The sequence below is a fragment of the Streptomyces sp. NPDC004327 genome, from assembly GCF_042873935.1.
In the GTDB taxonomy this organism is placed as follows: Bacteria; Actinomycetota; Actinomycetes; order Streptomycetales; family Streptomycetaceae; genus Streptomyces.
Window position 1 is genome coordinate 692,704 of sequence record NZ_JBIAME010000001.1, and the last position, 25,854, is coordinate 718,557.

General features: G+C 73.4%; 26 protein-coding genes. 18 read left to right on the forward strand and 8 right to left on the reverse strand.

Annotated elements, in window-relative coordinates; genetic code table 11:
- Positions 1-178: 178 nt before the first annotated feature.
- Positions 179-1,051, reverse strand: a complete 873-nt coding sequence (locus tag ACFYU9_RS03010; protein WP_389341785.1) for a hypothetical protein — start codon at positions 1,049-1,051, stop codon at positions 179-181.
- A gap of 443 nt (positions 1,052-1,494) precedes the next feature.
- Between ACFYU9_RS03010 and ACFYU9_RS03015 the strand changes: the two genes are divergently transcribed.
- Entirely contained in the window at positions 1,495-2,853 is a 1,359-nt protein-coding gene (locus ACFYU9_RS03015) for an FAD-binding oxidoreductase (protein ID WP_389341787.1), read from the forward strand.
- 34 nt (positions 2,854-2,887) lie between these two features.
- Here the strand turns inward: ACFYU9_RS03015 and ACFYU9_RS03020 are convergent, their stop codons facing one another.
- From ACFYU9_RS03020 to ACFYU9_RS03030, 3 genes are all read right to left on the reverse strand, one after another.
- Positions 2,888-3,256, reverse strand: coding sequence for a VOC family protein (locus tag ACFYU9_RS03020; RefSeq protein ID WP_389341790.1), 369 nt, complete (start codon positions 3,254-3,256; stop codon positions 2,888-2,890).
- A 319-nt stretch (positions 3,257-3,575) separates the two neighbouring features.
- Positions 3,576-4,499, reverse strand: coding sequence for a serine hydrolase (locus ACFYU9_RS03025; RefSeq protein WP_389217774.1), 924 nt, complete (start codon positions 4,497-4,499; stop codon positions 3,576-3,578).
- Positions 4,500-4,781: 282 nt separating this feature from the next.
- The gene (locus ACFYU9_RS03030) at positions 4,782-4,937 is read right to left on the reverse strand and encodes a hypothetical protein (protein ID WP_389217776.1); all 156 of its coding nucleotides are present in this window, start codon (positions 4,935-4,937) and stop codon (positions 4,782-4,784) included.
- Between the two features lie 227 nt (positions 4,938-5,164).
- Between ACFYU9_RS03030 and ACFYU9_RS03035 the strand changes: the two genes are divergently transcribed.
- The 16 genes from ACFYU9_RS03035 to hypE all read left to right on the forward strand — a co-directional run bounded on the left by ACFYU9_RS03035 (position 5,165) and on the right by hypE (position 20,576).
- Positions 5,165-5,491: a plasmid stabilization protein gene (locus tag ACFYU9_RS03035; protein WP_389217779.1), complete on the forward strand. Its 327-nt coding sequence runs from the start codon at positions 5,165-5,167 to the stop codon at positions 5,489-5,491.
- Positions 5,492-5,725: 234 nt separating this feature from the next.
- Entirely contained in the window at positions 5,726-7,426 is a 1,701-nt protein-coding gene (locus tag ACFYU9_RS03040) for a hydrogenase maturation protein (protein WP_389217782.1), read from the forward strand.
- 56 nt (positions 7,427-7,482) lie between these two features.
- Positions 7,483-8,565 (forward strand): hydrogenase expression protein HypE, encoded by a 1,083-nt coding sequence (locus ACFYU9_RS03045; RefSeq protein WP_389217785.1) that lies wholly within the window; start codon positions 7,483-7,485, stop codon positions 8,563-8,565.
- An 89-nt stretch (positions 8,566-8,654) separates the two neighbouring features.
- Entirely contained in the window at positions 8,655-10,439 is a 1,785-nt protein-coding gene (locus ACFYU9_RS03050; RefSeq protein WP_389217788.1) for a nickel-dependent hydrogenase large subunit, read from the forward strand.
- Complete coding sequence (locus ACFYU9_RS03055) at positions 10,436-10,993, forward strand: hypothetical protein (RefSeq protein ID WP_389341793.1); 558 nt, start codon at positions 10,436-10,438, stop codon at positions 10,991-10,993. Before ACFYU9_RS03050 ends, ACFYU9_RS03055 begins: the two co-directional genes overlap by 4 nt.
- A complete protein-coding gene (locus tag ACFYU9_RS03060) occupies positions 10,990-11,649 on the forward strand; it encodes a DUF5947 family protein (RefSeq protein ID WP_389341796.1) in 660 nt (219 codons plus the stop codon). Before ACFYU9_RS03055 ends, ACFYU9_RS03060 begins: the two co-directional genes overlap by 4 nt.
- A complete protein-coding gene (locus ACFYU9_RS03065; protein WP_389341799.1) occupies positions 11,646-12,284 on the forward strand; it encodes a DUF6084 family protein in 639 nt (212 codons plus the stop codon). The genes ACFYU9_RS03060 and ACFYU9_RS03065 overlap by 4 nt, the downstream gene beginning before the upstream one ends.
- Positions 12,281-13,678 (forward strand): hypothetical protein, encoded by a 1,398-nt coding sequence (locus ACFYU9_RS03070; RefSeq protein WP_389341802.1) that lies wholly within the window; start codon positions 12,281-12,283, stop codon positions 13,676-13,678. Before ACFYU9_RS03065 ends, ACFYU9_RS03070 begins: the two co-directional genes overlap by 4 nt.
- Positions 13,675-14,196, forward strand: coding sequence for a hydrogenase maturation protease (locus tag ACFYU9_RS03075; protein ID WP_389217802.1), 522 nt, complete (start codon positions 13,675-13,677; stop codon positions 14,194-14,196). Before ACFYU9_RS03070 ends, ACFYU9_RS03075 begins: the two co-directional genes overlap by 4 nt.
- A 20-nt stretch (positions 14,197-14,216) precedes the next feature.
- Complete coding sequence (locus ACFYU9_RS03080; RefSeq protein ID WP_389217805.1) at positions 14,217-14,330, forward strand: DUF6893 family small protein; 114 nt, start codon at positions 14,217-14,219, stop codon at positions 14,328-14,330.
- A gap of 139 nt (positions 14,331-14,469) precedes the next feature.
- A complete protein-coding gene (locus tag ACFYU9_RS03085) occupies positions 14,470-14,865 on the forward strand; it encodes a hydrogenase maturation nickel metallochaperone HypA (protein ID WP_389341805.1) in 396 nt (131 codons plus the stop codon).
- Positions 14,866-14,867: 2 nt separating this feature from the next.
- A complete protein-coding gene (gene hypB, locus ACFYU9_RS03090) occupies positions 14,868-15,563 on the forward strand; it encodes a hydrogenase nickel incorporation protein HypB (RefSeq protein ID WP_389341808.1) in 696 nt (231 codons plus the stop codon).
- A complete protein-coding gene (hypF, locus tag ACFYU9_RS03095) occupies positions 15,560-18,019 on the forward strand; it encodes a carbamoyltransferase HypF (protein WP_389341811.1) in 2,460 nt (819 codons plus the stop codon). Before hypB ends, hypF begins: the two co-directional genes overlap by 4 nt.
- 10 nt (positions 18,020-18,029) lie before the next feature.
- Positions 18,030-18,347: a HypC/HybG/HupF family hydrogenase formation chaperone gene (locus tag ACFYU9_RS03100; RefSeq protein WP_389217817.1), complete on the forward strand. Its 318-nt coding sequence runs from the start codon at positions 18,030-18,032 to the stop codon at positions 18,345-18,347.
- Positions 18,344-19,498, forward strand: a complete 1,155-nt coding sequence (gene hypD / locus ACFYU9_RS03105) for a hydrogenase formation protein HypD (protein ID WP_389341814.1) — start codon at positions 18,344-18,346, stop codon at positions 19,496-19,498. Before ACFYU9_RS03100 ends, hypD begins: the two co-directional genes overlap by 4 nt.
- A gap of 4 nt (positions 19,499-19,502) precedes the next feature.
- Positions 19,503-20,576 (forward strand): hydrogenase expression/formation protein HypE, encoded by a 1,074-nt coding sequence (gene hypE / locus ACFYU9_RS03110; RefSeq protein ID WP_389217823.1) that lies wholly within the window; start codon positions 19,503-19,505, stop codon positions 20,574-20,576.
- A 3-nt stretch (positions 20,577-20,579) separates the two neighbouring features.
- Here hypE and ACFYU9_RS03115 read toward each other — a convergent pair whose 3' ends face one another.
- Positions 20,580-20,816 (reverse strand): hypothetical protein, encoded by a 237-nt coding sequence (locus ACFYU9_RS03115; protein ID WP_389217825.1) that lies wholly within the window; start codon positions 20,814-20,816, stop codon positions 20,580-20,582.
- Positions 20,800-21,051: a DUF6400 family protein gene (locus ACFYU9_RS03120; protein WP_389217828.1), complete on the reverse strand. Its 252-nt coding sequence runs from the start codon at positions 21,049-21,051 to the stop codon at positions 20,800-20,802. The genes ACFYU9_RS03115 and ACFYU9_RS03120 overlap by 17 nt, the downstream gene beginning before the upstream one ends.
- A gap of 431 nt (positions 21,052-21,482) precedes the next feature.
- Between ACFYU9_RS03120 and ACFYU9_RS03125 the strand changes: the two genes are divergently transcribed.
- Complete coding sequence (locus ACFYU9_RS03125) at positions 21,483-23,873, forward strand: SpoIIE family protein phosphatase (protein WP_389341817.1); 2,391 nt, start codon at positions 21,483-21,485, stop codon at positions 23,871-23,873.
- 93 nt (positions 23,874-23,966) lie between these two features.
- Here the strand turns inward: ACFYU9_RS03125 and ACFYU9_RS03130 are convergent, their stop codons facing one another.
- A complete protein-coding gene (locus ACFYU9_RS03130) occupies positions 23,967-24,779 on the reverse strand; it encodes an ABC transporter ATP-binding protein (RefSeq protein ID WP_389341820.1) in 813 nt (270 codons plus the stop codon).
- Positions 24,776-25,810: a FecCD family ABC transporter permease gene (locus ACFYU9_RS03135; RefSeq protein WP_389342960.1), complete on the reverse strand. Its 1,035-nt coding sequence runs from the start codon at positions 25,808-25,810 to the stop codon at positions 24,776-24,778. Before ACFYU9_RS03135 ends, ACFYU9_RS03130 begins: the two co-directional genes overlap by 4 nt.
- Positions 25,811-25,854: the final 44 nt, after the last annotated feature.

Sequence of the window (25,854 nt, forward strand, 5' to 3'; positions counted from 1 at the left end):
GTGGAAATGTCTATCAGCCAACCGGACAAAGATTCCATCAGAGAGGGAATCTGACAGAACCTGCAACATTACGACGAAGCGGATGGGAAATGAGATCGCGTGAAAGATCGTATGCGCGCGATTTCACTGGTCTGGTGTCTTGCTCCAGCGCGTCACCCGGGCGCATCGGTCGGGCGCGTCACTCCGGGGTGAGGGAGCCGGCGGCCTTCGAGGCCGCCTCGTCCAGGGCCTTCGCCGTGCGCTCGGGGAGGAGGAGCACGGCGCCGGCGAGGAAGCAGAGCGCGCCGATCAGGGTCGCCGAGTCGGCTCCCGTGGCGTCGAGCACCTGGCCGGTGACCGGATCGATGTACCCGGCCACGGCGGAGAAGCCGAAGGCGACCGAGCCGACGAGGTTGGCCAGCGTGATCCACCAGTCCCATGACGCCGGCCGCCACGCGGCCCAGCCGTGACAGGTCTCGTACCAGGCGAGGAGGCTCGCGACGAGGAAGCACACCGAGCCGATCGCGTCGGGGCGCCAGACGTGCTGGTGGGCGGTGGTCGCGGAGACGTTGCTCCCCATGGCGACGCCGGTGCTCACGTTGAAGTACAGGGTGCCGGCCAGCTGGATCGCGGTGGCCCACCAGTCGATCCGCCGCGGCTGGAAGACGAGGACCCGCCGGCACCTCGGGTCGAGCGCCCGGGGGCCGGCGTCGACGGCCTCGCGGTAGCACAGGAAGGACGCCGTGGTGAAGAACAGCGATCCCACGAAATACGTGACCGTGTCCCCGCGCGCGCCGACCGCCTCGGTGTAGCCGGGCAGCGATCCGGCGGCGAACAGCAGCGACCCGACGGCGAACAGGACGGCGATCCACCAGCCGCGGGCCCCGGGCGCCCACCAGGTCGACCCGGCGGCCGGCCGCCGGTGCTTGCGGTAGTGGCGCGCCTCCCACCGGACCACGGCGCCGTCCGGACGTACGCGGTCGACGAACGTCGACGCGGCGCCGGCGCGCCGGCCACCGCCGCGCCCATGGGGGATCGGCGGCACCTCTCCGCCCGGCCCGCTCGTCGTCATCGTCGCTCGCCTCCGTCCCCGGTGCTCGGCCCGGTCCTGGATCCACCGTCGCACGGCTCCCCGCTCCCGACCTTTCCGGCGGGGACCTCAGCGGGACCGCACCGCCATGCGTTCCAGGCAGGCGCCGTGGGCCGGGACCGGATGCGGACGCGTGCGCCCGATCGCCGACCAAGCCGCGTCCGCGAGCGCGTCGACCATGCCTGACGTACAGTCAAGTGCGAGAATACGGGCCCGACTTCCTTGCGCGCGGCCGCCGACTCGTCTAGCCTCCCCACGTCGTTTCCTCATCCGTCAGGGACAACCGAAGGCGCTCCGCCCGAAACCCGTCACCGGGAACCGGAGCCACCGTGACCAGCGACGACACTCCCCGCGCGGCCAGCTCACCGATCGGCCGTCCATCGGCCGACATCGCCGGGCGCCTGCGATCCGCACTCGGATCACCGGTGCACGCGCCCGGAACCGACGCGTACGAGGACGCTCTGGCGAGGATCTTCTTTCCCGAGGCCGCCCGCCGCCGGCCGGCCTGCGTCGTGGTGCCCCGTTCGGCGAAGGACGTCGCGACCGTCCTGAGGGCCGCGACGGCGACGGGAACCAGGGTGACCGTGCGCGGCGGCGGCCTCGGCTCGGACTGCGTCGCCGACGGCGCCGTCATGGTGGACCTCTCCCAGCACCTGGACGAGGCCCGCCCGGCAGCGGACCGGGTGACCGTCGGCGGTGGAGCGACCATGGCCACCCTGCACCGGGCCGTCGCCCCGGCGGGCCGTGCCGTGCCGGTCGGCGTCGTCGGCCACACCGGCCTGGGGATGGCCACCCGCGGGGGCATCGGCCATCTGACCAGGTCCCGGGGGCTCACCCTCGACCACCTCGTGGGGGCCGAACTCGTGCTCCCCTCCGGAGACATCGTCCGCCTCACGGAGCGGAGCACCGGTGAGGAAGCCGAGCTGTGGTGGGCCGTCCGGGGCGCCGCGCCCCATGTCGGCGTGGTCACCTCCGCGACGTTCCGCACCCATGGGACGGGCCCGGTCCGGGTGGACCGGGCGGTGGTGGGAACGGACGCGCTCGCGACCTATTTCCGGGTGGCTCCCGAGCTCCCGCGCGACACCAGCATGAGCGCGGTACTCGGCTACACCTCGCTCTCGCCGGACGAGCCGGTCCTCTTCCTCTGCACCGTGTGCGCGAGCGGCGACGACAGCGCCGTCGGGCGGGCCAGGGCGGCGGCCTCCGCCGTCGTCGCGGCCTCGGGCTCCTCGCCGCTGCACCGCTCGGAGACCTCCGGCCGCTATCCGGCCGGACTGCCCGAATTCGCCCCTCCCGCCGCCGGCGGACGCGAGCCCGCACCGCTCCGGATGCCCCGGCCCGGGGACGGTCCGCGTGGTTCGTTCTTCGGCAAGGCGGTCTTCACCGGCCCCACCCTCGACGCCACCGCCGCCGACGCCCTCGCGGAGCGGATCCGCGCCGCACCCACGCGGGCCTGCCGGATCGACTTCCAGCACACCGGCGGGGCACTGGCCGATGTCGCCGACACCGCCACCGCGTTCTGGGGCAGGACCGCGCAGTGGAGCATCCCGCTCAACGCCATCTGGGACGACGCCGCCGACGACGAGGCATCGAGGGCGTGGGTCCGCGACACGCTCCGGGCACTGGCCGCGCACACGGTCGGGGTCTACAGCGTCGAACTGCGCCCGGACCTCCCGGAGTACGAGGCCGAGGCACGGGCGGCCTACGGCGGCAACCTGCCCCGCCTGCAAGCGCTCCGGCACCGCCTCGACCCCACCGGCGTACTCGCGCCGCTGCCGCGCTGATCCGGCGCTCGCGCGCGGGGGACGCGACGCCGCGTCACGGCGCCCGGACCGGCTGGGTGAGGTTGATCGGGTTGCCGTCGGGGTCCTGGACGTGGGCGACGCGCTGTCCCCACGGCATGTCTGTGGGACCGCCGCCGACCGATCCGCCCAGCGCCGTCACCCGGCCGAGCGTCTCGTCGACGTCGCCGACCCCGATGCTCAGCAGGATCCGGGGCGCCGCCCCGGTCCCCGGGTCGGCCTTGGCCACCAGCCCGAGGTCGCTGTCGCCGATCCGCAGGCCGAGGTAGAAGGCCGGCCCCTCCTCCGGCACCCGGAAGACCTCCTCGGCGCCGAACAGTTCCTTGTAGAAGCCGAGCAGGACGTCCAGATCGGCGGTGAGGATCACGGGCTGGATGGTGGACATGGCACTCCTGACGAGAACGGTCGTGTCCCTGGGCAGACCGCCCGGGCCCGGAGAACTCATCGGCGCATCCGGGGCCGCGCCGAAGCCCCGCCCGTCGGCGGCCCCGGTCCGTCCGGGTGACGAGGGATCCGCGGCGCCGAGCCCTGCGTGACCACCCCATCAGGAACTACGTCGCAGCCATGGAGAAGAACCTGGCGTAACCGACCCGGGTGCCGAGGGCGGAGGGGGGCTGTCGCTCCGCGACGGCCCGCTGCCTCCGCCCTGACGAGGCGTCTGCCGGGGGATCCCGGGTCAGGCGCCCTTTGCCGTGGTCAGGACATCAGCCCTGGGGCACCGCGACGAACGCCTCCTTGGGCGTGGTGGTCGGCGCGTAGAGGGTCGCGGCCGGTGCGGTCGGGAACAGGTCCCGGTGGATGACCTTGGCCACGGCCTGGATGGTGGTCACGCCGTAGTTCATGGTGCTGTTGCCGTCGGTGAGCACGGAGACGGTGTAGTCGTGGCCGCCGCCCTGGAACGTGCCGATGCTGTGCACGCGCCAGCCGCGCGTGGCGCGCTGCAGCCAGCCGTTCTTCACGTGCACGGACACGGAGGAGGGCGCGCCGGCCGGGGTTCCCCACCGCTGCGAGGTGATGACCTGCCCCATGAGCTTGGAGATGTAGGCGCGGGAGTTGTCGCTCAGGACGTTGTTCCTGGCGGTGATCAGCGAGAGCAGCCGCTGCTCGTCGGTCACGTTGATCCGGGTGAGCCCCCAGTAGCCGCCCGACCCCGGCACCGTCTGCGTCATGCCGGCGGCCGCCAGGAAGCCCTTCACCTTGGTCACGCCGAGCTGGTTCCACAGGGACGTGGTGGCCGCGTTGTCGGACTTGGTGATCATGGCGGTGGCGAGGGTGGACTCGCGCGAGGTCAGGTACCGATTGGTCTTCTTGGCGTCCCAGAGCAGCGTGGCGAGGACGGTCACCTTCACGACGCTGGCCGAGTCGTACGAGGTCGTGGCGCGCAGGGTGCACGTGGTGTTCGTGGTGCGGTCGCGCAGGCCGACGGCGACGGTTCCGCCGCGCGTGGCGAGGGCGGCGGTGATGTCCCTCTGCAGCTTGGCGGCCAGCCCGGCCTTGCCGGACGTGCAGCTGACCTGCGGCGCGGTGGCGGCGGAGGCGGGCGCCGCGCCCGCGACGACGGGCACGAGCATCCCTGCGGCGGCCACGGCAGGAAGCACGCGGGCGCGCAGGGATATGCGGTGAGTCATGTGGGTCCCCCCTGGAAACGAAACGAACACGCCTGCGGCGTACTCGCCCTACATGACTACCGAGTGCGCGGATGGTTGTACGAATGCAGCGGAATCGGTGCCGGCGCTCCCGGCTTCTTCCCGGAGCGCGGCACGCGCCCCGGTCAGGACCTCCGCGTGGTCCTGACCGGGGGAATCACGGCTGCTCGGGTGGCTTCCCGCGACCCGGCCGACCGCGCCTCACGGCTGCCGTGACCGGGCAGCCGTGAGGCCGCCCTGGCGATCGGCCCGGAGGTCCGCCTCCTACCAGTAGTGGGTACGACCGCCGACGGCGTGGCCGGCCGCGCCGAGAACCCACAGCACGATCCCGAGCACCACGAGGACGATTCCGATCGTCCACAGGACGCCCACGCCGGTGAGCAGGCCAACGATGAGCAGGATCACACCAAGAATGATCATGATCCCTCCTCGACTGATAGATCACTCGATCGGATTCGACCAGATATGCGGCTTCCCGGTTGAGGCCCGGACAAACCAGGTCTCCTGCGTACCGGCCGCCCCGCCCCGCCAGGGCCGGGATCGGCGGGCCCCGGGGCCGCCTGCGGGCTCCCTGCGGTTGCGTTCCGTAACGGGAGGCTTCCCTATGGGAGATGACCAGTCACCACCCACAGAGTGAGGAGTGCGCCATGCCCCGAGGCTCCAGTCCCAAGAGGGAGCGCCAGTACGAGCACATCAAGGAGTCCGCGAAGAAGCGCGGGGAGTCCACGGAGCGGGCCGAGGAGATCGCGGCCCGCACCGTGAACAAGGAGCGGGCCCGCGCCGGTGAGTCCAAGACCGCCAGCCGGGCCTCCCTGCGTGACCCGAAGTCCGCGTCGGAGCGAGGGGGACAGCGGTCCCACAGCGGAGCCCAGGGACCCACCAAGGACCAGCTCTACGAAGAGGCGAGGAAGAAGAACATCGAGGGCCGGTCCACCATGAACAAACAGCAGCTCAAGAACGCGCTCGGCCGCTGACGTTCGGCGGCCGGCCGGAGGGCGCGGGCACGCAGGCGGATGCCTCGGCGCGCCTCCCGGACCGCCGGCCGGCCGGTCGCCAGGCCGCCAACCGGCCGGACGGCCGCCCCGTACGAGTGAGGCGCGGGCTCCGTCACGCCGCCGCGTCGCACGCGCTGTCCGATGATCACATGCGGTCGACGGGACCGCCGTTCCGAGGGCCGCACCGATCACCGGCACCCGGAAGGGCCGTCCATGCGCATCCTGCTCGTCGCCAGCGCCTTCAACAGCCTCACCCAGCGTGTCCTGGTCGAGCTGCGTGACCGCGGGCACACCGTTCCCGTGGAGGTCACCCCCGACGGGGCCGCCGTGCGCGAGGCCGTGGCGCGCCACGCGCCCGATCTCGTCGTGGCTCCGATGCTGAAGGCCGTCGTGCCCCGCGACGTGTGGACCGCGCACCGCTGTCTGATCGTGCACCCGGGGCCCGTGGGCGACAGGGGCCCGTCCTCGCTGGACCACGCGATCCTCGACGGAGCCGAGGAATGGGGCGTCACCGTCCTGCAGGCCGATGCCGAGATGGACGCGGGCGACGTCTGGGCGTCGGCGACCTTCCGCGTCCCGGAGGTCGGCAAGAGCGATCTGTACCGGGGCGAGCTGTCCGACGCCGCCCTGTCCGCCGTGCTCCTGGCCGTGGAGAGGGTCGCCGCCGGAGCGCGACCGCGTCCGCAGACCGGCGCGTTCCGCGCCCGGCCCGCTCTGCGCCAGGAGGAGCGGCGGATCTCGTGGGGCGAGGACACCACCGAGACCGTTCTGCGCGCCCTGCGCGCCGCCGACTCGCAGCCCGGCGTACCGGACCGGCTGCTCGGCGCCGAGTGGTTCCTGCACGGCGGCCACCCGGAGGACGGTCTGCGCGGGCGGCCCGGCGCACTGCTCGCCACCCGGGCGGGCGCGGTCTGCCGCGCCACCGTGGACGGCGCGGTGTGGATCCCCGAACTCCGCGCCCGCACCGGCCCCGGCCGGCCGCGTGCCTGCAAGCTCCCCGCCACCCTGGCCCTCGCGGGCCGGCTGCCGGACCTCCCCGAACTGCCGGCACCCGCCGACCCGGCGCCGGGCCGGCGCACCTGGTCGGACATCCGCTACCGCGAGCAGGGACCGGTCGGCGTGCTGTCCTTCGCGTTCCCCGGCGGGGCGATGAGCACCGACCAGTGCCGCCGCCTGCTGGCCGCGTACGAGACCGCCCGGGGGCGCCCCACCTCCGTCCTGGTGCTCGGCGGGCAGCGCGACTTCTTCTCCAACGGCATCCATCTGAACGTCATCGAGGCCGCCGCCGACCCCGCGGCCGAGTCCTGGGCCAACATCAACGCCATGAACGACCTGGTCGAGGCCGTCCTCACCACGACCGACCGGCTCGTCGTGAGCGCGATCGGCGGCAACGCCGCCGCCGGCGGGGTGATGCTCGCCCTCGCCGCCGACGAGGTCTGGTGCCGTTCGGGAGCGGTGCTCAATCCGCACTACCGGCGCATGGGCCTGTACGGATCGGAGTACTGGACCCGCACCCTGCCCGGCAAGGTGGGCGAGGCCCTGGCCGCGCGCCTCACCGAAGAGGCCGGGCCGCTCTCCGCGGCGGCAGCCCTCGGCATGGGTCTGGTCGACCGGATCGTCGACTGCGGACCGGGGGAGTTCGCCGCCGAGGTCACCCGGACGGCCGTGCGCCTCGCCTCCCGTGACGGCCTCCAGCCGCGCGTCGCGGCGAAGAAGGCGGAGCACGAGCGCAGGGAGTCCGTCGCTCCCCTTGCGGCCCACCGCGAGCGGGAGCTCTCCCGGATGCGGTCGATCTTCGACGATCCGGCCGCGAGCTATCACGCACTGCGCCGGGCCTTCGTCCGGAAGGAGGTTCGGCCGGTGCCGCTCCCGAACGGCCCAGGTGCGGGCGCGGACGGATCCGGCGACTGTTAGGCAAGACCTAGGCCCGACACGAGGCCTTCGCCCCATCCCTCCTCAGGAGGCGACCCATGAGTGCAGTGAAACCGGCCCCGGTCGAGGACCAGGGTGCCGCACCCGGCAGCGAAGAGAAGCCGATCCACATCCTCTGGATCAACGCGGGTCTGAGCTGTGACGGTGACTCGGTGGCCCTGACCGCCGCCATGCAGCCCAGCATCGAGGAAATCGCCCTCGCCGGGCTGCCGGGGCTGCCCAGGATCGCGGTCCACTGGCCACTGATCGACTTCGAGTGCGGCCCGGTGGGCGGCGCCGACACGTTCATCGAGTGGTTCTTCAAGGGGGAACGGGGCGAGATCGACCCGTTCGTGCTGGTCGTCGAGGGCTCGATCCCGAACGAGGCCATCAAGCAGGAGGGCTACTGGAGCGGCTTCGGCGACGACCCGGAGACCGGCCAGCCCATCACCACCAGCGAGTGGGTCGACCGGCTGGCGCCCAAGGCCCTCGCGGTGGTCGCGATCGGCACCTGCGCCACGTACGGCGGAATCCACGCCATGGCGGGGAACCCGACCGGCGCGATGGGCCTCCCGGACTATCTCGGCTGGGACTGGACCTCGCAGGCCGGCATCCCCATCGTGTGCGTGCCCGGCTGCCCCATCCAGCCGGACAACTTCGCGGAGACGCTGACCTACCTGCTCTATCAGGCGGTCGGCTCCGCGCCCATGATCCCGCTGGACGACAAGCTCCGTCCGACCTGGCTGTTCGGGGCGACCGTGCACGAGGGCTGCGACCGGGCCGGCTACTACGAGCAGGGTCAGTTCGCCTCGACGTACGACTCGCCCAAGTGCCTGGTCAAGCTCGGTTGCTGGGGCCCCGTCGTCAAGTGCAACGTCCCCAAGCGCGGCTGGATCAACGGTGTCGGCGGCTGTCCGAACGTCGGCGGCATCTGCATCGCGTGCACGATGCCCGGATTCCCGGACAAGTTCATGCCGTTCATGGACGAACCTCCCGGCGGCAAGGTCTCCAGCACCGCCAGCGGCGTGTACGGCTCCGTCATCCGCCGGCTGCGGAACATCACGGCCAGGACCGTGGACCAGGAGCCGAAGTGGCGGCACACCGGCGAGCGCATCACCACCGGCTACCGGCCGCCCTGGTGACCGTGACGCCGTCGCGCCACCCCCGCAGGACCCCCATCCATCCCACTGTTCGCGAAGTCGAAGAGCTGACGAAGGGCACCGAAACGACCATGGCATCTCCGGCGAAGACGACGGGTGACGGCTCCGGCCTTGTGGAGATGGCGTGGGACCCCATCACCCGGATCGTGGGCAGTCTCGGCATCCACACGAAGATCGATTTCAAGCAGAAGCGCGTCGCGGAGTGCTACAGCACGTCCTCCGTCTTCCGCGGCTACAGCGTCTTCATGCGGGGCAAGGACCCCCGCGACGCGCACTTCATCACCAGCCGCATCTGCGGCATCTGCGGCGACAACCACGCGACCTGCTCCGTGTACGCGCAGAACATGGCGTACGGGGTGAAGCCCCCGCACCTCGGCGAGTGGATCATCAACCTCGGCGAGTCCGCGGAGTACATGTTCGACCACAACATCTTCCAGGAGAACCTGGTCGGGGTCGACTACTGCGAGAAGATGGTCCGCGAGACCAACCCCGGCGTCCTGGAGCTGGCCGAGCGCACCGAGGCGCCGCACGCCGCCGAGCACGGCTACCGCACGATCGCGGACATCATGCGCTCCCTCAACCCCCTCGAAGGCGAGTTCTACCGCGAGGCGCTCCAGGTCAGCCGCTACACCCGGGAGATGTTCTGTCTCATGGAGGGGCGGCACGTCCACCCCTCCACCCTCTATCCCGGCGGTGTCGGCACGGTCGCCTCCGTGCAGCTGTTCACCGACTACATGAGCCGGCTCATGCGCTACGTGGAGTTCATGAAGCGGGTCGTCCCGCTCCACGATGACCTCTTCGACTTCTTCTACGAGGCGCTGCCCGGTTACGAGGAGGTCGGCCGCCGCCGTGTGCTGCTCGGCTGCTGGGGTGCGCTCAACGATCCCGAGCACTGCGACTTCACCTACGCCAACATGACCGACTGGGGCCGGCGGATGTTCGTCACCCCCGGTGTCGTCGTCGACGGCAAGCTGGTGACCAACGACCTCACCGAGATCAACCTGGGCATCCGCATCCTGCTCGGCAGCTCGTACTACGAGGACTGGCAGGGCCAGGAGCAGTTCGTCACCCACGATCCGCTGGGCAACCCGGTCGACCCGCGCCACCCGTGGAACCAGCACACCATCCCCGCCCCGCAGAAGCGGAACTTCGACGACAAGTACAGCTGGGTCATGTCCCCGCGCTGGTTCGACGGCAAGGACCACCTGGCGCTGGACACCGGCGGCGGCCCCCTCGCGCGCCTGTGGTCCACCGCGCTCTCCGGCCTCGTCGACATCGGCTACCTCAAGGCCACCGGGCACAGCGTCGTCATCAACCTCCCCCGGACGATGACCAAGCCGGAGACCACCTTCGAGTGGAAGATCCCGAAGTGGAGCAACGCCCTGGAGCGCAACCGCGCCCGGACCTACTTCCAGGCGTACGCGGCCGCCGTCGCGCTGCACTGCGCCGAGAAGGGCCTGGAGGAGGTCCGCGCCGGACGCACGCAGACCTGGGAGAAGTTCGAGGTGCCGGACGAGTCCATCGGTGTCGGCTTCACCGAGGCCGTACGCGGTGTCCTCTCGCACCACATGGTCATCAGGGACGGCAAGATCGCCAACTACCACCCCTATCCGCCGACGCCGTGGAACGCCTCCACGCGCGACACGTTCGGAACCCCCGGCCCGTACGAGGACGCGGTGCAGAACACCCCGATCTTCGAGGAGAACACCCCCGAGAACTTCAAGGGCATCGACATCATGCGCGCCGTGCGCAGCTTCGACCCCTGCCTGCCGTGCGGCGTCCACATGTACACGGGCAACGGCAGGACCGTGAAGCAGATGCACGTGCCCACCGGCCTGAGCGGGCTGGCCGGATGAGCGCGGCCACCGCCGAGCAGGCGGGCCGGCGGATCGAGGAGGTCCTGGACCGGCTGGCCGGGAAAGGCGACGCCGAGGCCTGCGCGGCCGCGGAGGAAGTCGTACGCGTCCTCATGGAGTTCTACGGCAGCGGCATCGCCCGGGTCGTCGAGCTCCTCGGGCGCCCCGCCGCCCGCCCGCCCGCCGACCCGCTGGACCCGCTGCTCGCGGACGAACTCGTCGCGAGCCTGCTCAACCTGCACGACCTGCACCCCGAGGACGCGCAGACCCGCATCGACCGCGCCCTGTCCACCCTGCCGCAGCCCCTGGAGAACGCCGGATTCGACCCGGTGACCGGAGTGCTGCGGCTGAGGGCCACCGCCTCCACCGGCTGCGGCTGCTCCGGCACCCAGGAGTCCGTCCGGCAGTCGGCCGTGGACGCCCTCGCCTGCTTCGCCCCCGAGGTGACCGGCGTGGAGCTGGAGGGCCGCGCCCCGCGTGAACCGGCGCTGCTCCAGATCGGCACCCGTCCGTCGCCCGCGGGCGCGGACGGCCGCTCACCGGCCGCCCTGTGAACGGGCCGCCGAACAGCGCCGTGCGGCCTCCCGCGCCCACCGGCCTGCGCCGCTTCACCACGCCCCGCCCGCCCCGCGAGGAGCGCTGCGAACTGTGCGCCGCGCCGCTGCCGGCCGGGGAGCGCCACCCGCATCTCGTCGACACGGACCAGCGGGCCCTGGTCTGCGCCTGCGGCCCGTGTGCGCAGCTCATGGACCGCTCCGCTGCCTCCCCAGGGCGGTTCCGGGCGGTCCCCGGCCGCGTCCTCGCCGACCCCGGCCACCGGATCGACGACCGCGTCTGGGAGTCGCTGCGCATCCCGGTCTCGGTCGCCTTCCTCTTCCGCAACTCCGCCCTCGACCGGCCCGTGGCGCTCTACCCGAGCCCCGCCGGCGCCACCGAGGGCGAACCGGACGAGGAGGCCTGGCGGTCCGTCCTCGACGCCACCCGGCTCGCCGCCCACCTCGAACCCGACGTCGAGGCCCTGCTGCTGCGCCGCCACGAGGGCCGCACCGAGTGCTTCCTCGTGCCGGTCGACCTCTGCTACGAACTGGTGGGCCGCATGCGACTGCACTGGCAGGGCTTCGACGGAGGCGCCGAGGCACGGGCGGACCTCGACGAGCTGTTCACCCACGTCCGCGGCCTGGCCCGCGAGCCGCAGGGGAGCCGGCCGTGACCGAGTTCTCCTTCGACTGCACCGGCGTCCGCGCCGACGCCCACGCGGCCGGGCCCACGCTCGTCTTCCGGCTGCGGATCACCGCCACCGGCGGCACCCGGGTCCACGCCATGGCCCTGCGCTGCCAGATCCGCCTCGAACCCGCCCGGCGCGGCTACGACGACGACGAGGCCGCGGCCCTCGGCGACCTCTTCGGCGAACGCTCCCGGTGGGGCAGCAGCCTCAACCCCGTCCAGTTCGCCCAGGCCTCCGTGATGGTGCCCGGCTTCACCGGCGCGATCGAGACCGACCTCGTCGTGCCGTGCACCTACGACACCGACATCGCCGCGTCCCGCTACTTCCGGGCGCTCCGCGAAGGAGACGTCCCGCTGCTCCTGCTCTTCTCCGGCACCGCCTTCACCGGCGCCGGCGGCTTCCACGTCGAGCCCGTCCCCTGGGACAAGGAGGTCCTCCACCGCATGCCCGTGAAGGTGTGGCGCGAGATGATCGACCAGCACTTCCCCGGCTGCGGATGGATCCGGCTCCCGGGCGACGCGATGGACGCCCTGCTCGCCTACCGCTCGCGCCGTGCCCTCCCGTCGTGGCAGGCCACCGTCGACTCCCTGCTCCAAGCGGCGGGGGAGAGGACACGATGACCACCGTCGCCTTCACCCCCGGCACCGAGGCGCGGTTCGCCGTCGCCCGGCACGTCGCCGACGCCGTCCTCTTCGAGGGGTACGTCCTCTACCCGTACCGTGCGTCCGCCGCGAAGAACCGGCTCCGCTGGCAGTTCGGGGTCCTGGTGCCGCCGTCCTGGAGCGCCACCGCCCAGGAGCACGACCTCCAGCGCACCGAGTGCCTCATGGAGCCGAGGTCCGGCGCCGAACTCGCCGTGGAGGTCCGCTTCCTGCGCGCCCAGCGGCGTACCGCCGAGGAACGGCGCGAGGACGGCACCTTCGCTCCGACCGGTGAACTCCGGCTGGCCGACCGGGTCCTGACGGCCTGGGACGAGGGCGTCGAGGAGCGCGTCACCCTCGTCGTCCCCGTCGCCGAACTGCGGGGCGACGGCATCGCCCTGCCCTTCACCCGCCCCGCAGCCGAGGAGACGGAGCAGGTCACCGACACCGGCGGAGACGTTCTCGGCCGGCTCGTCCGCCGCCGTGAGGAGATCAGCGGCACCCTGCGGATCACGGCGGCGGAACTCGACGGCCCGTACCGCGTCGAACGCCTCTCGGTCACGGTGGAGAACACCAGCGGCTGGACCACCGGTCCGGACACCGACCGCCACGCCGTGCTGCCGTACTCCCTCGTCGCCACCCACACGCTGCTCCGCCTCGACGGCGGCTCGTTCCTGTCGATGACCGACCCGCCGGAATGGGCCAGGGGCGCCGTCGCCGCCTGCCGCAACCTGCACACCTGGCCCGTCCTGGCCGGCGAACCGGGCCGCGACGACCTGATGCTCTCCTCGCCGATCATCCTGGAGGACCACCCGGCCATCGCGCCCGAGAGCCCCGGCGCCCTCTACGACGCCACCGAGATCGACGAGATCCTCGCCCTGCGCACGGCGGCCCTCACCGACGAGGAGAAGCGCGAGGCCAGAGGGACCGACGCCCGCGCGGCGGCGGTGATCGAGCTGGCGGACACCATGCCACCGGAAGTCCTGGAACGCCTGCACGGAGCGGTACGCAGCCTCCGGAGCGTCACCGGGACCCCGGAGCCCGCCGGGAACATCCTCGAACCGGACACCCCCTGGTGGGATCCGGGCGGCGACACCGGCGTCGACCCGGGCAGCGACCACGTCCTCGTCGGCGGACGAGAGGTCCGCGCGGGCAACAGGGTCGTCCTGCGCCCACGGCTGCGCCGCACGGACGCCCAGGACCTGTTCCTCGACGGGCGCACCGCGCTCGTCGAAGCGGTCCTCCACGACGTCGACGGCGAGGTCCACGTCGCGGTGACCGTGGAGGACGACCCGGGCGCCGACATCCGCCGCGAACAGGGCCGGTTCCTCTACTTCAAGACCGACGAGATCGAAGCGACGGAGGACGCGTGAACGGCCCCGCCCCCGAGGCCCGGACGCCCGGCACGGCCCGCACCCTCGTGGCCGGGGTGGGCAACATCTTCCTCGGCGACGACGGCTTCGGCGTGGAGACCCTGCGCCGGCTCCGCCGCGAGGAACTCCCCGCCTCCGTCGAGCTGGCCGACGTCGGCGTCCGGGGCGTGCACCTCGCCTACGAACTCCTCGACGGCTGGGACACCCTCGTCCTCGTCGACGTCACCGCCCGCGGCGGTGCACCGGGGACGCTCTATCTGATCGACGCATCGGCCGGCGACCGCGGCCCGGAGCCCGCGCCGCTCGACGGCCACCGGATGACGCCCGACGCCGTCCTCGCCCTGCTCGACACCCTGTGCGCGGGAACCGGGGCCGCGCCGCCACGGCGGATCCTCGTCGTCGGCTGCGAACCGGCCTGCCTCGACGAGGGCATCGGCCTCAGCCCGCAGGTCGCCGCAGCCGTGCCCGAGGCGGTGCGCATGGTGACCGAACTGGTCCGCCAGGAAGCCGTCGTGTGAACACCGAAACGGAGAGCACCATGCAGAGAAACCTCCTCGCCGCCACCGTCGCCCTGGCCGCCGCGGCCGCCGTGGCCGTCACCGTCGCCGTCCTCCCGGACCTCCGGCGCTATCTGCGCATCAGCAGGATGTGACGCACCCGCGGATCCACCGGAGCCGGCTGCACCGAACGGACGACACCGCCCTCCCCTCCCGGCGCGGCGGGCCGGATCCACCCGCCGCCCGTCCTCTAATGACGCCCGGAACCCACCCCCGCGTCCAGGACGGAGACCGATGCACGAGATGTCCCTCGCGGTCGCCGTCGTCGACCAGGTCGAGAGCGCGGCGAGGTCCCGCGGGGCCGTCGGCGTCGACCTCATCGAACTGGAGGTGGGCGAGCTGGCCGGCGTCGTCGCGGACGCCCTCGCCTTCTGCTTCGGACTCGCCTGCGCCGGAACCGTCGTCGAGGGCGCCGAGCTGATCACCCGTACCGTCCCGGGCACCGCGCGCTGCGAACCCTGCGCCGAGGACTGGGCGGTCGGCATGCCGCCCCGGCTGCTCTGCCCGGCCTGCGGCGCCGCCGCCGGCGAACTCGTCTCCGGCCGCGAGCTGCGGATCCGTCAGGTCCGCTGGGCCGACCCCGGGGCGCCGCGCGGGGAGTACCGCCAACCGATCACCGAGGAGAGCTGAGCATGTGCCGAGCCGTCGATCTCCAGCGCGCCGTCCTCGCCAAGAACGAGGCCGCGGCCCGGATCCTGCGCACCGAACTGACCGCCCGCGGCACCACGGTGGTCAACCTGCTCTCCAGCCCCGGAAGCGGCAAGACCGCCCTGCTGGAGCGCGAACTGAGGCTCGCCGGCGAACGGGGCATCGCAGCCGCCGCGCTCACCGCCGACCTGGCGACCGAGAACGACGCCCGCCGCCTGGCCCGCTCCGGCGCCCCCGTCAAGCAGGTGCTCACCGAGGGCCTGTGCCATCTGGAGGCCGACATGGTCGCCCGGCACCTGCACGACTGGCTGCCCGAGGCCACCCGGCTGCTGTTCGTCGAGAACGTCGGCAACCTCGTCTGCCCCGCCGGCTACGACCTGGGCGAGTCGCTCCGCGTCGTCCTCGCCTCGGTCACCGAGGGCGAGGACAAGCCGCTCAAGTACCCCACCGCGTTCGGCCTCGCCCAGCTGGTGATCGTCACCAAGACCGACATGGCCGGGGCGGCGGACTTCGACGAGACGGCCTTCCGCGCCCACGTGCAGCAGGTCAACCCCGGCGTCGAGATCGTCCTCAGCTCGGTGCGCGACGGCCGGGGCGCCGGAGCGCTCCTCGACCGGGCCCTCGCCGCCGCCGAGGGCAACCGCGTCCACACCCCGGTGATGGCCCGGGCCGGCGCGTGAGCACGGCGCACTCCGGACCCGCGCCCGCCCTGGCCCCGCGGCGCAGCCGCGTGGTCGTCCGCGGCGTCGTGCAGGGCGTGGGCTTCCGGCCGTACGTCTACGCCCTCGCCACCGGGCTGCGCCTGTCCGGCCACGTCACCAACACGGCGGACGGCGTCGTCGCCGAGGTCGAGGGGGATCCCGCGGACGTCGCGTCCTTCTGCGCCCGCCTCGCGCCCGGCGCCCCGCCCCTGGCCCGGGTCGAGTCGGTCGAGACGGCCGAGGTGACCGCGAGCGGCGGCAGCGGATTCACGATCGTGCCCTCCCGCCAGGGCGGCGCCGTCCGCACCCTCGTCCCGCCGGACACGGCCACCTGCGACGACTGCCTCGCGGAGCTCGCCGACCCGGCCGACCGCCGCCATCTGCACCCCTTCATCACGTGCACCCACTGCGGACCGCGGTTCACGATCGTCACGGGGCTGCCCTACGACCGGGGCCACACCACCATGGCCGGCTTCCCGATGTGCCCGGACTGCGCCCGGGAGTACGCGGACCCGGCGGACCGGCGCTTCCACGCGCAGCCCGTCGCCTGCCCCCGCTGCGGACCCCGGCTGCGGCTGGTCACCGCGCCCGGCAGCCCTTACGGCACCGCGCCCGGCGGCCCCTCCGGCGCAGGCCCGGCACCCGACGGCAACCGGGCCGGTTCCGGCGCCGGCCCGATCGCCGCCGCGCGCGGGCTGCTGGCCGCCGGCGCGATCCTCGCCGTCAAGGGCCTGGGCGGCTACCACCTGGCGTGCGACGCGACGAACCCCGACGCGGTGGCCGAACTGCGCCGCCGCAAGGCGCGCGGTGACAAACCGTTCGCGATGATGGCCGCGGACCTCGCCGACATCGAGCCCCTCGTGGAGCTCGGCACGCTCGAACGCGAACTCCTCACCGGCCGCGTCCGGCCCGTCGTCCTGCTGCGCCGCCGAGCCGGCGCCCGGCCGCACCACGGGGCCGCGCCGGCGCCGGCCGTGGCGCCGGGCAGCCCGGACCTCGGCTTCATGCTCCCGTACACCCCGGTGCACCATCTCCTTCTCGGCCTCGGCACGACGGACCGGGAAGGGCCCCGGCTGCTGGTGATGACCAGCGGCAACCTCGCGGGCGAACCCATCGTCACGGACGACGCGGAGGCACTGACCAGGCTCGCGGGCCTGGCGGACGCCTGGCTGCTGCACGACCGGCCCATCCATGTGGCCTGCGACGACTCCGTCGTCCGCGTCTGCGACGGCGAACAGCTGACCCTGCGCCGCTCCCGGGGCTACGCGCCGCTGCCGGTCGAGCTGCCCGTCGAGGTCGCCCCCGCCCTCGCCGTCGGAGGGGACCTGAAGAACACCTTCTGCCTCGGCGACGGACGCCAGGCCTGGCTCTCCGCCCACATCGGCGACATGGACGACCTCGCCACCCAGCTCGCCCTCGCCTCCGCCGAGCGGCAGCTGGAGTCCGTCACCGGCGTCCGGCCCGGGCTGCTCGCCGCCGACCGCCACCCGGGCTACCGGTCCACCCGCTGGGCCCGCGACCACGCGGCGGAACGGCCCGTCGTCCCCGTGCAGCACCACCACGCGCACGTCGCGGCGGCGATGGCCGAGAACGGCCTCGACGGCACGCGCCCCGTGATCGGCGTGGCCTTCGACGGCACCGGCCACGGTCTCGACGGCGCCGTGTGGGGCGGTGAGTTCCTCCTCGCGGACTACGCCGGGTTCCGCCGCTTCGCGCACCTGGCCTGCGTACCCCTGCCGGGCGGCGACGCGGCCGTACGGCGGCCCTACCGCATGGCGCTGTCCCACCTGCGGGCCGCGGGCCTCGCCGCCGACCGTGCCCTGCCCTGCACCCGGGCCTGCGCCCCCGGAGAACTGCCCGTCCTGCAAAGGCAGCTGGAGCGCGAGCTGAACTGCGTGCCCACCTCCAGCATGGGGCGCCTCTTCGACGCCGTCTCCTCCCTCGCCGGGATCTGCCAGCACGCGGGATACGAGGCGCAGGCCGCGATCGAGCTGGAGGCCGCGGCCCTGCGCGCACCGGACGTGACCGAGGACGGCCGCTACGCCTTCCGGCTCGGCTCGCCGCGCACCGGCGCCCATCTCACCGCCGACGCCGCACCCCTCGTGAGGGCAGTGGTCGCCGACGTCCTGGACGGGACGCCCCCGGCCGTCGTCGCGGCGCGCTTCCACCGGGCCGTGGCCCGGCTGGTGCGCGCGGTCTGCGCCGCCGCCCGCGCCGAGACCGGAGTGGAGACCGTCGCCCTGACCGGGGGAGTGTTCGCCAACACGGTGCTCTCCTCGGCCTGCGCCGCAGGACTGCGCGAGGACGGCTTCACCGTCCTGCGCCACCGCCGCATCCCGCCGAACGACGGCGGTCTGGCCCTCGGCCAGCTCGTCGTGGCCGCCCGGATCACGGACGGCGCGGCCCCCGGCACGCCACGACCAGAGCGACAGTGAGGAGACACCCATGTGCCTGGCGGTACCCGGAAGAGTGCTGGAAGTCGAGGACCGGGACGGCACCCGGATGGCCACGGTCGACTTCGGCGGCGTGGTCAAGGAGGTGTGCCTGGAGTACCTGCCGGACCTGAAGCCCGGTGAGTACGCCATCGTGCACGTGGGCTTCGCCCTCCAGAAGCTCGACGAGGAGTCGGCCCGGCGGACGCTCGGGCTGTTCGAGACCCTCGGCCTGCTCCAGGAGGAGTTCGCGGACCCGTGGGAGGCCGCCGAGGCCGCGGGAAGCGAGTGGCAGGCGCGGGACGAGGTCCGTGGAGAGGTGCGGCCGTGAAGTACATCGACGAGTTCCAGAACCCGGACCTGGCACGCCGGCTGCTCGACGAGATCCGGGCGACGGTGACCCGGCCCTGGGCCCTGATGGAAGTGTGCGGCGGCCAGACCCACAGCATCATCCGGCACGGCATCGACCAGCTCCTGCCGTCCGAGATCGAGCTGATCCACGGTCCGGGCTGCCCGGTCTGCGTCACTCCGCTGGAGATGATCGACAAGGCCCTGGAGATCGCCTCCCGGCCAGGAGTGATCTTCTGCTCCTTCGGCGACATGCTCCGCGTCCCCGGCACCGGCCGCGACCTGTTCCAGGTCCGCGGGCAGGGCGGCGACGTCAGGGTGGTCTACTCCCCGCTGGACGCGCTGCGCATCGCCGAGCAGAACCCCGACCGGGAAGTGGTCTTCTTCGGCATCGGCTTCGAGACCACCGCGCCGCCCAACGCGATGACGGTCCACCAGGCGCGCAGGCTCGGCATCCGCAACTTCAGCCTGCTCGTCTCCCACGTCCGGGTCCCCCCGGCGATCGAGGCGATCATGCGCTCGCCGGACTGCCGCGTCCAGGGCTTCCTGGCGGCGGGCCACGTGTGCAGCGTGATGGGCACGTCGGAGTACCCCGGACTCGCCGAACGCCACCGGGTGCCGATCGTCGTCACCGGGTTCGAACCGCTGGACATCCTCGAAGGCGTACGCCGCACCGTGCTCCAGCTGGAGCACGGGGAACACACCGTCGACAACGCCTATCCGCGCGCCGTGCCCCCGGAGGGCAACCCCGCCGCCCGGGCGATGCTGGACGACGTCTTCGAGGTCACCGACCGCGCCTGGCGCGGCATCGGCGTCATTCCCGACAGCGGCTGGCGGCTCTCGGAGCGGTACCGCGACCACGACGCCGAGCACCGGTTCTCCGTCGACGGCATCGACACCCGCGAACCGGCCGAGTGCCGCAGCGGCGAGGTGCTCCAGGGCCTGCTGAAACCGCACCAGTGCGAGGCCTTCGGCACCACCTGCACCCCCCGCTCCCCGCTGGGCGCCACGATGGTCTCCAGCGAGGGCGCGTGCGCCGCGTACTACCTCTACCGGCGGCTCGACCTGGAGACCCCCTCGCCGAAGCCCCGGGCCGTCGACTCCTCTGCTCTGGAGGGCAGTTCCGTTGTCTGAGCTCATGCGTGACGCCTCCGGCGCGGAGGCACCCGACATGCTCGCCTGGACGTGTCCCGCCCCGCTGCGCGACCGGCCGCGGGTGGTGATGGGGCACGGCGGAGGCGGAGCGCTCTCCGCCGAACTGGTCGAAGGGATCTTCGCGCCCGCCTTCGGCGGCCCCGCGCTCTCGCTCACCACCGACGCCGCGACCGTCGAACTCGGCGGCGCCCGGCTGGCCTTCTCCACCGACTCCTTCGTCGTCCGCCCCCTGTTCTTCCCCGGCGGAAGCATCGGCGACCTGGCCGTCAACGGCACCGTCAACGACCTCGCCATGAGCGGGGCCCGGGCCGCCTACCTCTCCTGCGGCTTCATCCTGGAAGAGGGGGTGGAGACCGACGTGCTGACCCGCGTGGCGAACGCGCTCGGCGCGGCGGCCCGTGCGGCGGGCGTGCGGGTGGTCACCGGTGACACCAAGGTGGTGGAGGCCGGCCACGGCGACGGCGTCTACATCAACACCTCCGGCATCGGTCTCGTCCCGCCCGGCGTCGACCTGCGGCCCCAGCGGGTCGTACCCGGTGACGTGGTGATCGTCAGCGGCCCCGTCGGGGTCCACGGCGTGGCGATCATGAGCGTGCGCGAGGGGCTGGAGTTCGGGGTCGAGATCGAGAGCGACTGCGCGCCGCTCGGCGGCCTGGTCGAGGCGATGCTCGCGGTCACCCCGGACCTGCACGTGCTGCGCGACCCGACCCGAGGGGGCCTCGCGGCCTCGCTCAACGAGATCGCGGCCGCCTCGGGCACCGGCGTCGTCGTCCAGGAGCGGGCCGTGCCCGTCCCCGCCCCCGTGGCCAACGCGTGCGCCGTACTCGGGCTCGATCCGATGTACGTGGCGAACGAGGGGAAGCTGGTGGCCTTCGTCCCGCGCGCCCACGCCGACGCCGTGCTCGCCGCGATGCGGTCGCATCCGCTCGGCGCGGAGGCGGCCGTGATCGGCGAGGCCGTCGAGGCGCACCCGGGCATGGTGGTCGCCCGCACGGGTCTGGGCGGTACGCGCGTGGTGGACATGCCGCTCGGGGAGCAGCTGCCCCGCATCTGCTGAGCCTCAGCCCCGGGTGCCGCCGCCGCGGCGGTCACGGGAGGTGTCCAGGGTCCATGTGTGGGTGCAGTTCGGGCACTGCAGATGGACCTCGGGCCCCTTGTTCGCGATCAGATAGCGCCAGTGCTCGGCACAGTTGCGGCGCTCCGCGCAGGGCCCGCAGCCGCGGGCGTCGTCACAGCCCGGGCAGGCGACCCAGGCGCGCCGGGCCCGGTCGGCGTGGGGATCAATGGGAAGCCGCACGGCCCGGCTCCCCTCCCGGCAGCACACCCGCCGCCACGAGCATGGCGTGGATCCGCAGCTGCTCCTCGTCGAGGCCCGAATAGAGCAGGTCGTGCGCCGCCTGCTCCTCCCGCAGCACGGCCACCGGGTCCCAGTCGGAGCCCAGCGCCGCCACGACCTCGGCCCTGCGGCGGGCCTCTTCGAGGGTGAGGTCGAGGGTGAAGGTGACGTGGTCGGGGTCGGTGGCCTGGTCCATGGGAGTGCTTTCGACGGGATTCGAACAAGACGTGCCACATGTAGCAGAACCGGCACCGGGCGCGGAAGGGCGGACATCACTCCCACGAGCCGCGCACCAGGGCGCCCGTGACCGGCGCGGACCGGGCCGGGACCGCCACGAGACGGGGCGGACGGCTCGCGAGGGGATCACGACGCACCGCGCCGCTGTGGCGCATGTCATGGCGCGCGCGAGGCCGGCCGCGGGGGAAGCGCGGCTTCCCGAGGGCGGTGGCGCAGGACCGCGCGCCCCTCGCGCCGACGCCGGCCGGCCGCCCACCAGGCCTACGTGTGCACCGTCCCCGACCCGGCCGCCCGGGCGCCCTTCGCCCGCAGGGCCGGCGCGTCCGCCCGGTGCCACCGGACCGGACCGAGCGCACTGCGGTCGCGACCTCCCGGAAGGATGATGGGACCATGGAAGGGCTGCCCTTCACTCCTCTCACCGGGGCGGACGACGGCGGGCACCTCGGTCCGCCCCCGGCCGCGTTCGCCCTGCTCGCCGCGGACGGAGTGCTCCTCGGGTGGAGCCGTGAGGCCGAGGCCCTGCTGGGATATCCCGCCGCGCAGGTGGTGGGACGCCCGGCGGTCGACCTGCTCGCGCCCCCGCCCGCCGATGGCGACGGACCGGAAGAGCGGGACCGGCGGCCGCGGTTCGGTGAGAACCGCAGTGCCGTCGTGGACGTGCGCCACCGCCGGGGACACACCGTGCGGGTGGCGGTGACACTGCACCCCCTGACCCCCGCCTCCGGCGCGGCCTTTGCCGGCCGGGCGCCCTCCGCCGTCCTCATGGGGGCCGAGCTGGAGGAGCTGCGCTGGTGGGAGACCCGGCAGGCGATGCTGCAGGGGCTCGTGACCCAGTCTCCGGTGACACTGACCATCTACGGCCCCGGCGCGCGCCTCCTGTGGGCCAACGCGTCCAGTGTCCGGGAGCTCGGCGGCGACCTCGAGGCCTCGCTGGGCCGTTCCATGACCGAACTGTTTCCCGGCGACGTCCTCACCACCCAGCATTCGGTGTCGCCCGAGGACTTCGTGCGGCAGATCCTCGAGACCGGTGAGCCGGTCATCGACGTGCACTTCCGAGGGCGCGCCCCGGCCGACCCGCGGCGTGAGCGCGTCTGGTCCTCGTCCTATTTCCGCCTGCTGGACGGCCGGGGAGAGCCGGTGGGCGTGTGCGAACAGTCCATCGACGTCACCGGCCACTACCGTGCGCAGCAGCGGTTCGCGCTCCTCGCGGAGGCCGGTGCACGGATCGGGGCCACGCTCGATCCGTCCGTGACGGCATCGGAGCTGGCCAGGACCGCCGTGCCGCAGTACGCCGACGCCGTGCTGGTCGACGTGGCGGCCGAGGTGCTCGACGGAGAGGAACCGAAGCCCGTCACGGCAGGGGGCCTGGTGCGCGTGGCCGATTCCGACGGGGAACCCTCCCGGGTGGGCGAGCGGGTCGCCTACGCCGCCGGATCGCCACAGGCCCGGAGCCTGGCCGGGGGCCGTGCGACCGCGGACGCCGTGGCCGCGCCGACCCGGCTGTACGCCCCGCTGGTCGTGCGGGGGACGCCCCTGGGCCTGGTCACCTTCGCGCGGGGCGACGACGCGGAACCCTTCGACGACGGCGACCGGGCGGTGGCGGAGGAGCTGGCGTCGCGGACCGCCGTCTGCATCGACAACGCCCGCAGGTACCGCCGGGAGCGCACCGCCGCGCTCCTGCTCCAGCGCAGTCTGCTGCCGCGGTCGCTGCCCGAGCTGAGCGCGGTCGAGGCGGCGAGCCGCTACCTGCCCGCCGACAGCCACCTCGGCGCCGGCGGCGACTGGTTCGACGTCATTCCGCTGTCCGGCGCACGGGTCGGACTCGTCGTGGGCGACGTCGTCGGCCACGGGCTGGGAGCCGCCGCCACCATGGGGCGCCTGCGCGCGATGGTGCACACCCTGGCCGAGCTGGACCTCGCCCCCGACGAACTCCTGGCCCGGCTGAACGACCAGGTCGGCAAGGACGCGTCGGACCAGGACGGGACGGGCACGGGCGGCAGCGGCGCCGTCGGGGCGACGTGCGTCTACGGGATCTACGATCCGGCTTCCCTGACGAGCACCTGGGCGGCGGCGGGACACCCGCCGCCCGCCGTGGTGCAGCCGCACGGCGACGTCGGCTTCCTCCGTCTGCCACCGGGGCCGCCGCTGGGCGTGGGACGGCTTCCCTACGAGGCCGCGGAAGTGACGCTCGCCGCGGGAAGCCTCCTCGTGCTGTTCACCGACGGCCTCGTGGAGGCCGGGGGGCAGGGCGTCGGGGTGGGACTGGACCGCCTGGCGGCCGTACTCGGAGAACATCGGGGATCGTCGCCCGACCGGTTGTGCGCCCGGATCGTCGAGGAGCTGGCGGCGGACCACGCGCAGGACGACGCGACGCTCCTCGTCGCGCGCACCCGTGCGCTGGACGCACGCCAGGTGGCGGCCTGGGAGCTGCCCTCGGACCCCGCGCTCGTCGCACGCGCACGGGCGATGGCCGCGCAACAGCTCGGGCGGTGGGGACTGGACGACCTGGCCTTCACCACGGAACTGGTCGTCAGCGAGCTGGTCACCAACGCGATCCGGCACGCCTCCGGCCCGATCGGACTGCGCCTGATCCGGGACCGTTCCCTCATCTGCGAGGTCTCCGACTCGCAGCACACCTCACCGCACGCCCGGTACGCCGGCAACGACGAGGAGGGCGGACGCGGACTGTTCATGGTCGCCCAGCTCACCGAGCACTGGGGCACGCGTTACCTGCCGACCGGCAAGACGATCTGGGCGGAACAGGCCCTGCCCGCGGTGTGACGGCCGCGGTGGGCGTGGCTGTGGCTATGGGCGTGTGCAGGCGTACTCCGTACGGGGTGTCCACCACCTGGCGCCGTGCCGGGCCCGCCCCGCTCAGTCGCGGGGGCGCGCCGTGCCCAGGAAGCGGATGTGGGGGCGGTCGCCGGGCCCGGGACGGGACACGGCGGCGCGGACGCCGTAGACGTCCATGACGAGCCGCTCCGTGAGGACGTCCGCGACCGGCCCGCCGGCCACCACCCGTCCCTCGTGCAGGACCACCACGTGGTCGCAGTACATCGCCGCCAGGTTGAGGTCGTGCAGGGCCATGACACAGGTGAGGCGCAGGCCCGACACCAGGGTCAGGAGGTCCAGCTGGTGCTGGATGTCGAGGTGGTTCGTCGGTTCGTCGAGGAGGAGCTCGCGCGGTTCCTGGGCGAGGGCGCGGGCGATGTGGACCCGCTGGCGTTCGCCGCCGGACAGCGTGCGCCAGGTGCGGTGGGCGTGGCCGGTCAGTCCGGTGCGGGCGAGCGCGGACCGGACGGCCTCCTCGTCGGCGGCCGTCGCCGGTGACCAGGCGCGGCGGTGCGGGATGCGGCCGAGCCGTACGGCGTCGGCCACGGTGAGGTCGACCTGGGTGTCGGCGTGCTGCTCCACCACCGCGAGCCGCTGTGCCAGGGCGCGGCGCGGGATGCCGTTCAGCGGGTCGCCGTCCAGGGACACCACCCCGGTGTCCGGAGCGAGGACACCGGCCAGCAGCCGCAGGAGGGTGGACTTGCCCGAACCGTTCGGGCCCAGCAGCCCCGTGAGTTGGCCGGGGCGCGGAGCGATGGTCACGCCGTCCAGGACGAGAGCGCCACCCGCGGTGCGGGAGACGCGCTCGGCCCGGAGGCCGGTACGGCTGCCGGGGCGTGTCACCGGGCCGGTCATCGAACCCTCCGGGTGCGGTACAGGACGAGGACGAACGCGGGGACGCCGACGAGCGACGTCACCACGCCCACCGGCACCTCCTGCGGGTCGAGCACGGTACGGGCGAGGGTGTCCGCCCAGACGAGGAAGACCGCCCCGGCCAGCGCGGCCAGGGGCAGCAGCCGGGCGTGCCCCGGGCCCGTGAGCGCCCGGATCGCGTGGGGCAGGACGAGGCCGACGAAGCCGATCGCGCCGGCCGTGGAGACCAGGACCGCGGTCAGCAGGGCGGTGACCGAGAGCAGGACGAGCCGGGTCCGCGCCACGGGGATGCCGAGCGTGGCCGCCGCGTCCTCGCCGAACGCGAAGGCGTCCAGCGTGCGGGCGTGCCCGCCGCAGACCGTCAGCCCGACGGCGAGGACGGCGGCGCACAGCCCGGCGTCCGTCCAGTCCGCGCCGCCGAGGGAGCCGAGGAGCCAGAAGAGAACGCCCCGGGTGGTCTCGGCGTCGGCCGCGGTCATCACCACGAACGAGGTGAGGGCGGAGAACAGCTGCATGGCCGCCACCCCCGCCAGCACGACACGGTCGGCCGACCCGCCCAGGACGTGGCTGAGGAGCAGGACCAGGGCGAAGGAGCAGAGCGCGCCGAGGAAGGCGCCGCCGGTGACGGACAGCAGGCCTCCGCCCGCACCGAGGACGACCACGGCGACGGCCCCGGTCGAGGCGCCGGAGGAGACCCCGAGGACGAAGGGATCGGCGAGCGGATTGCGCAGCAGCGACTGCATCACCACGCCGCACACCGCGAGGCCGGCACCGCACACGGCCGCGAGGAGGGTCCGGGGCAGTCGCAGGTCCCAGACGATGCCGTCGCGGATCGCGCTCAGACCGGACGGATTCCCGCCGAGGTGGGAGGCGACCACGGACCAGGAGTCCGAGACGCGGATGTCGGCCGGACCGATGGTCAGGGCCAGGGCGATGGAGACGCACAGGAGGACGGCCCCGCCCACCGCGGCGAGCGGCACGAGCGCCCGGGACGAGCGGACGGCGGCTCCCACGGAGCGGCCGGCCGCCGCGGGCTGTTCGGCCGCGGCGGGGTGTG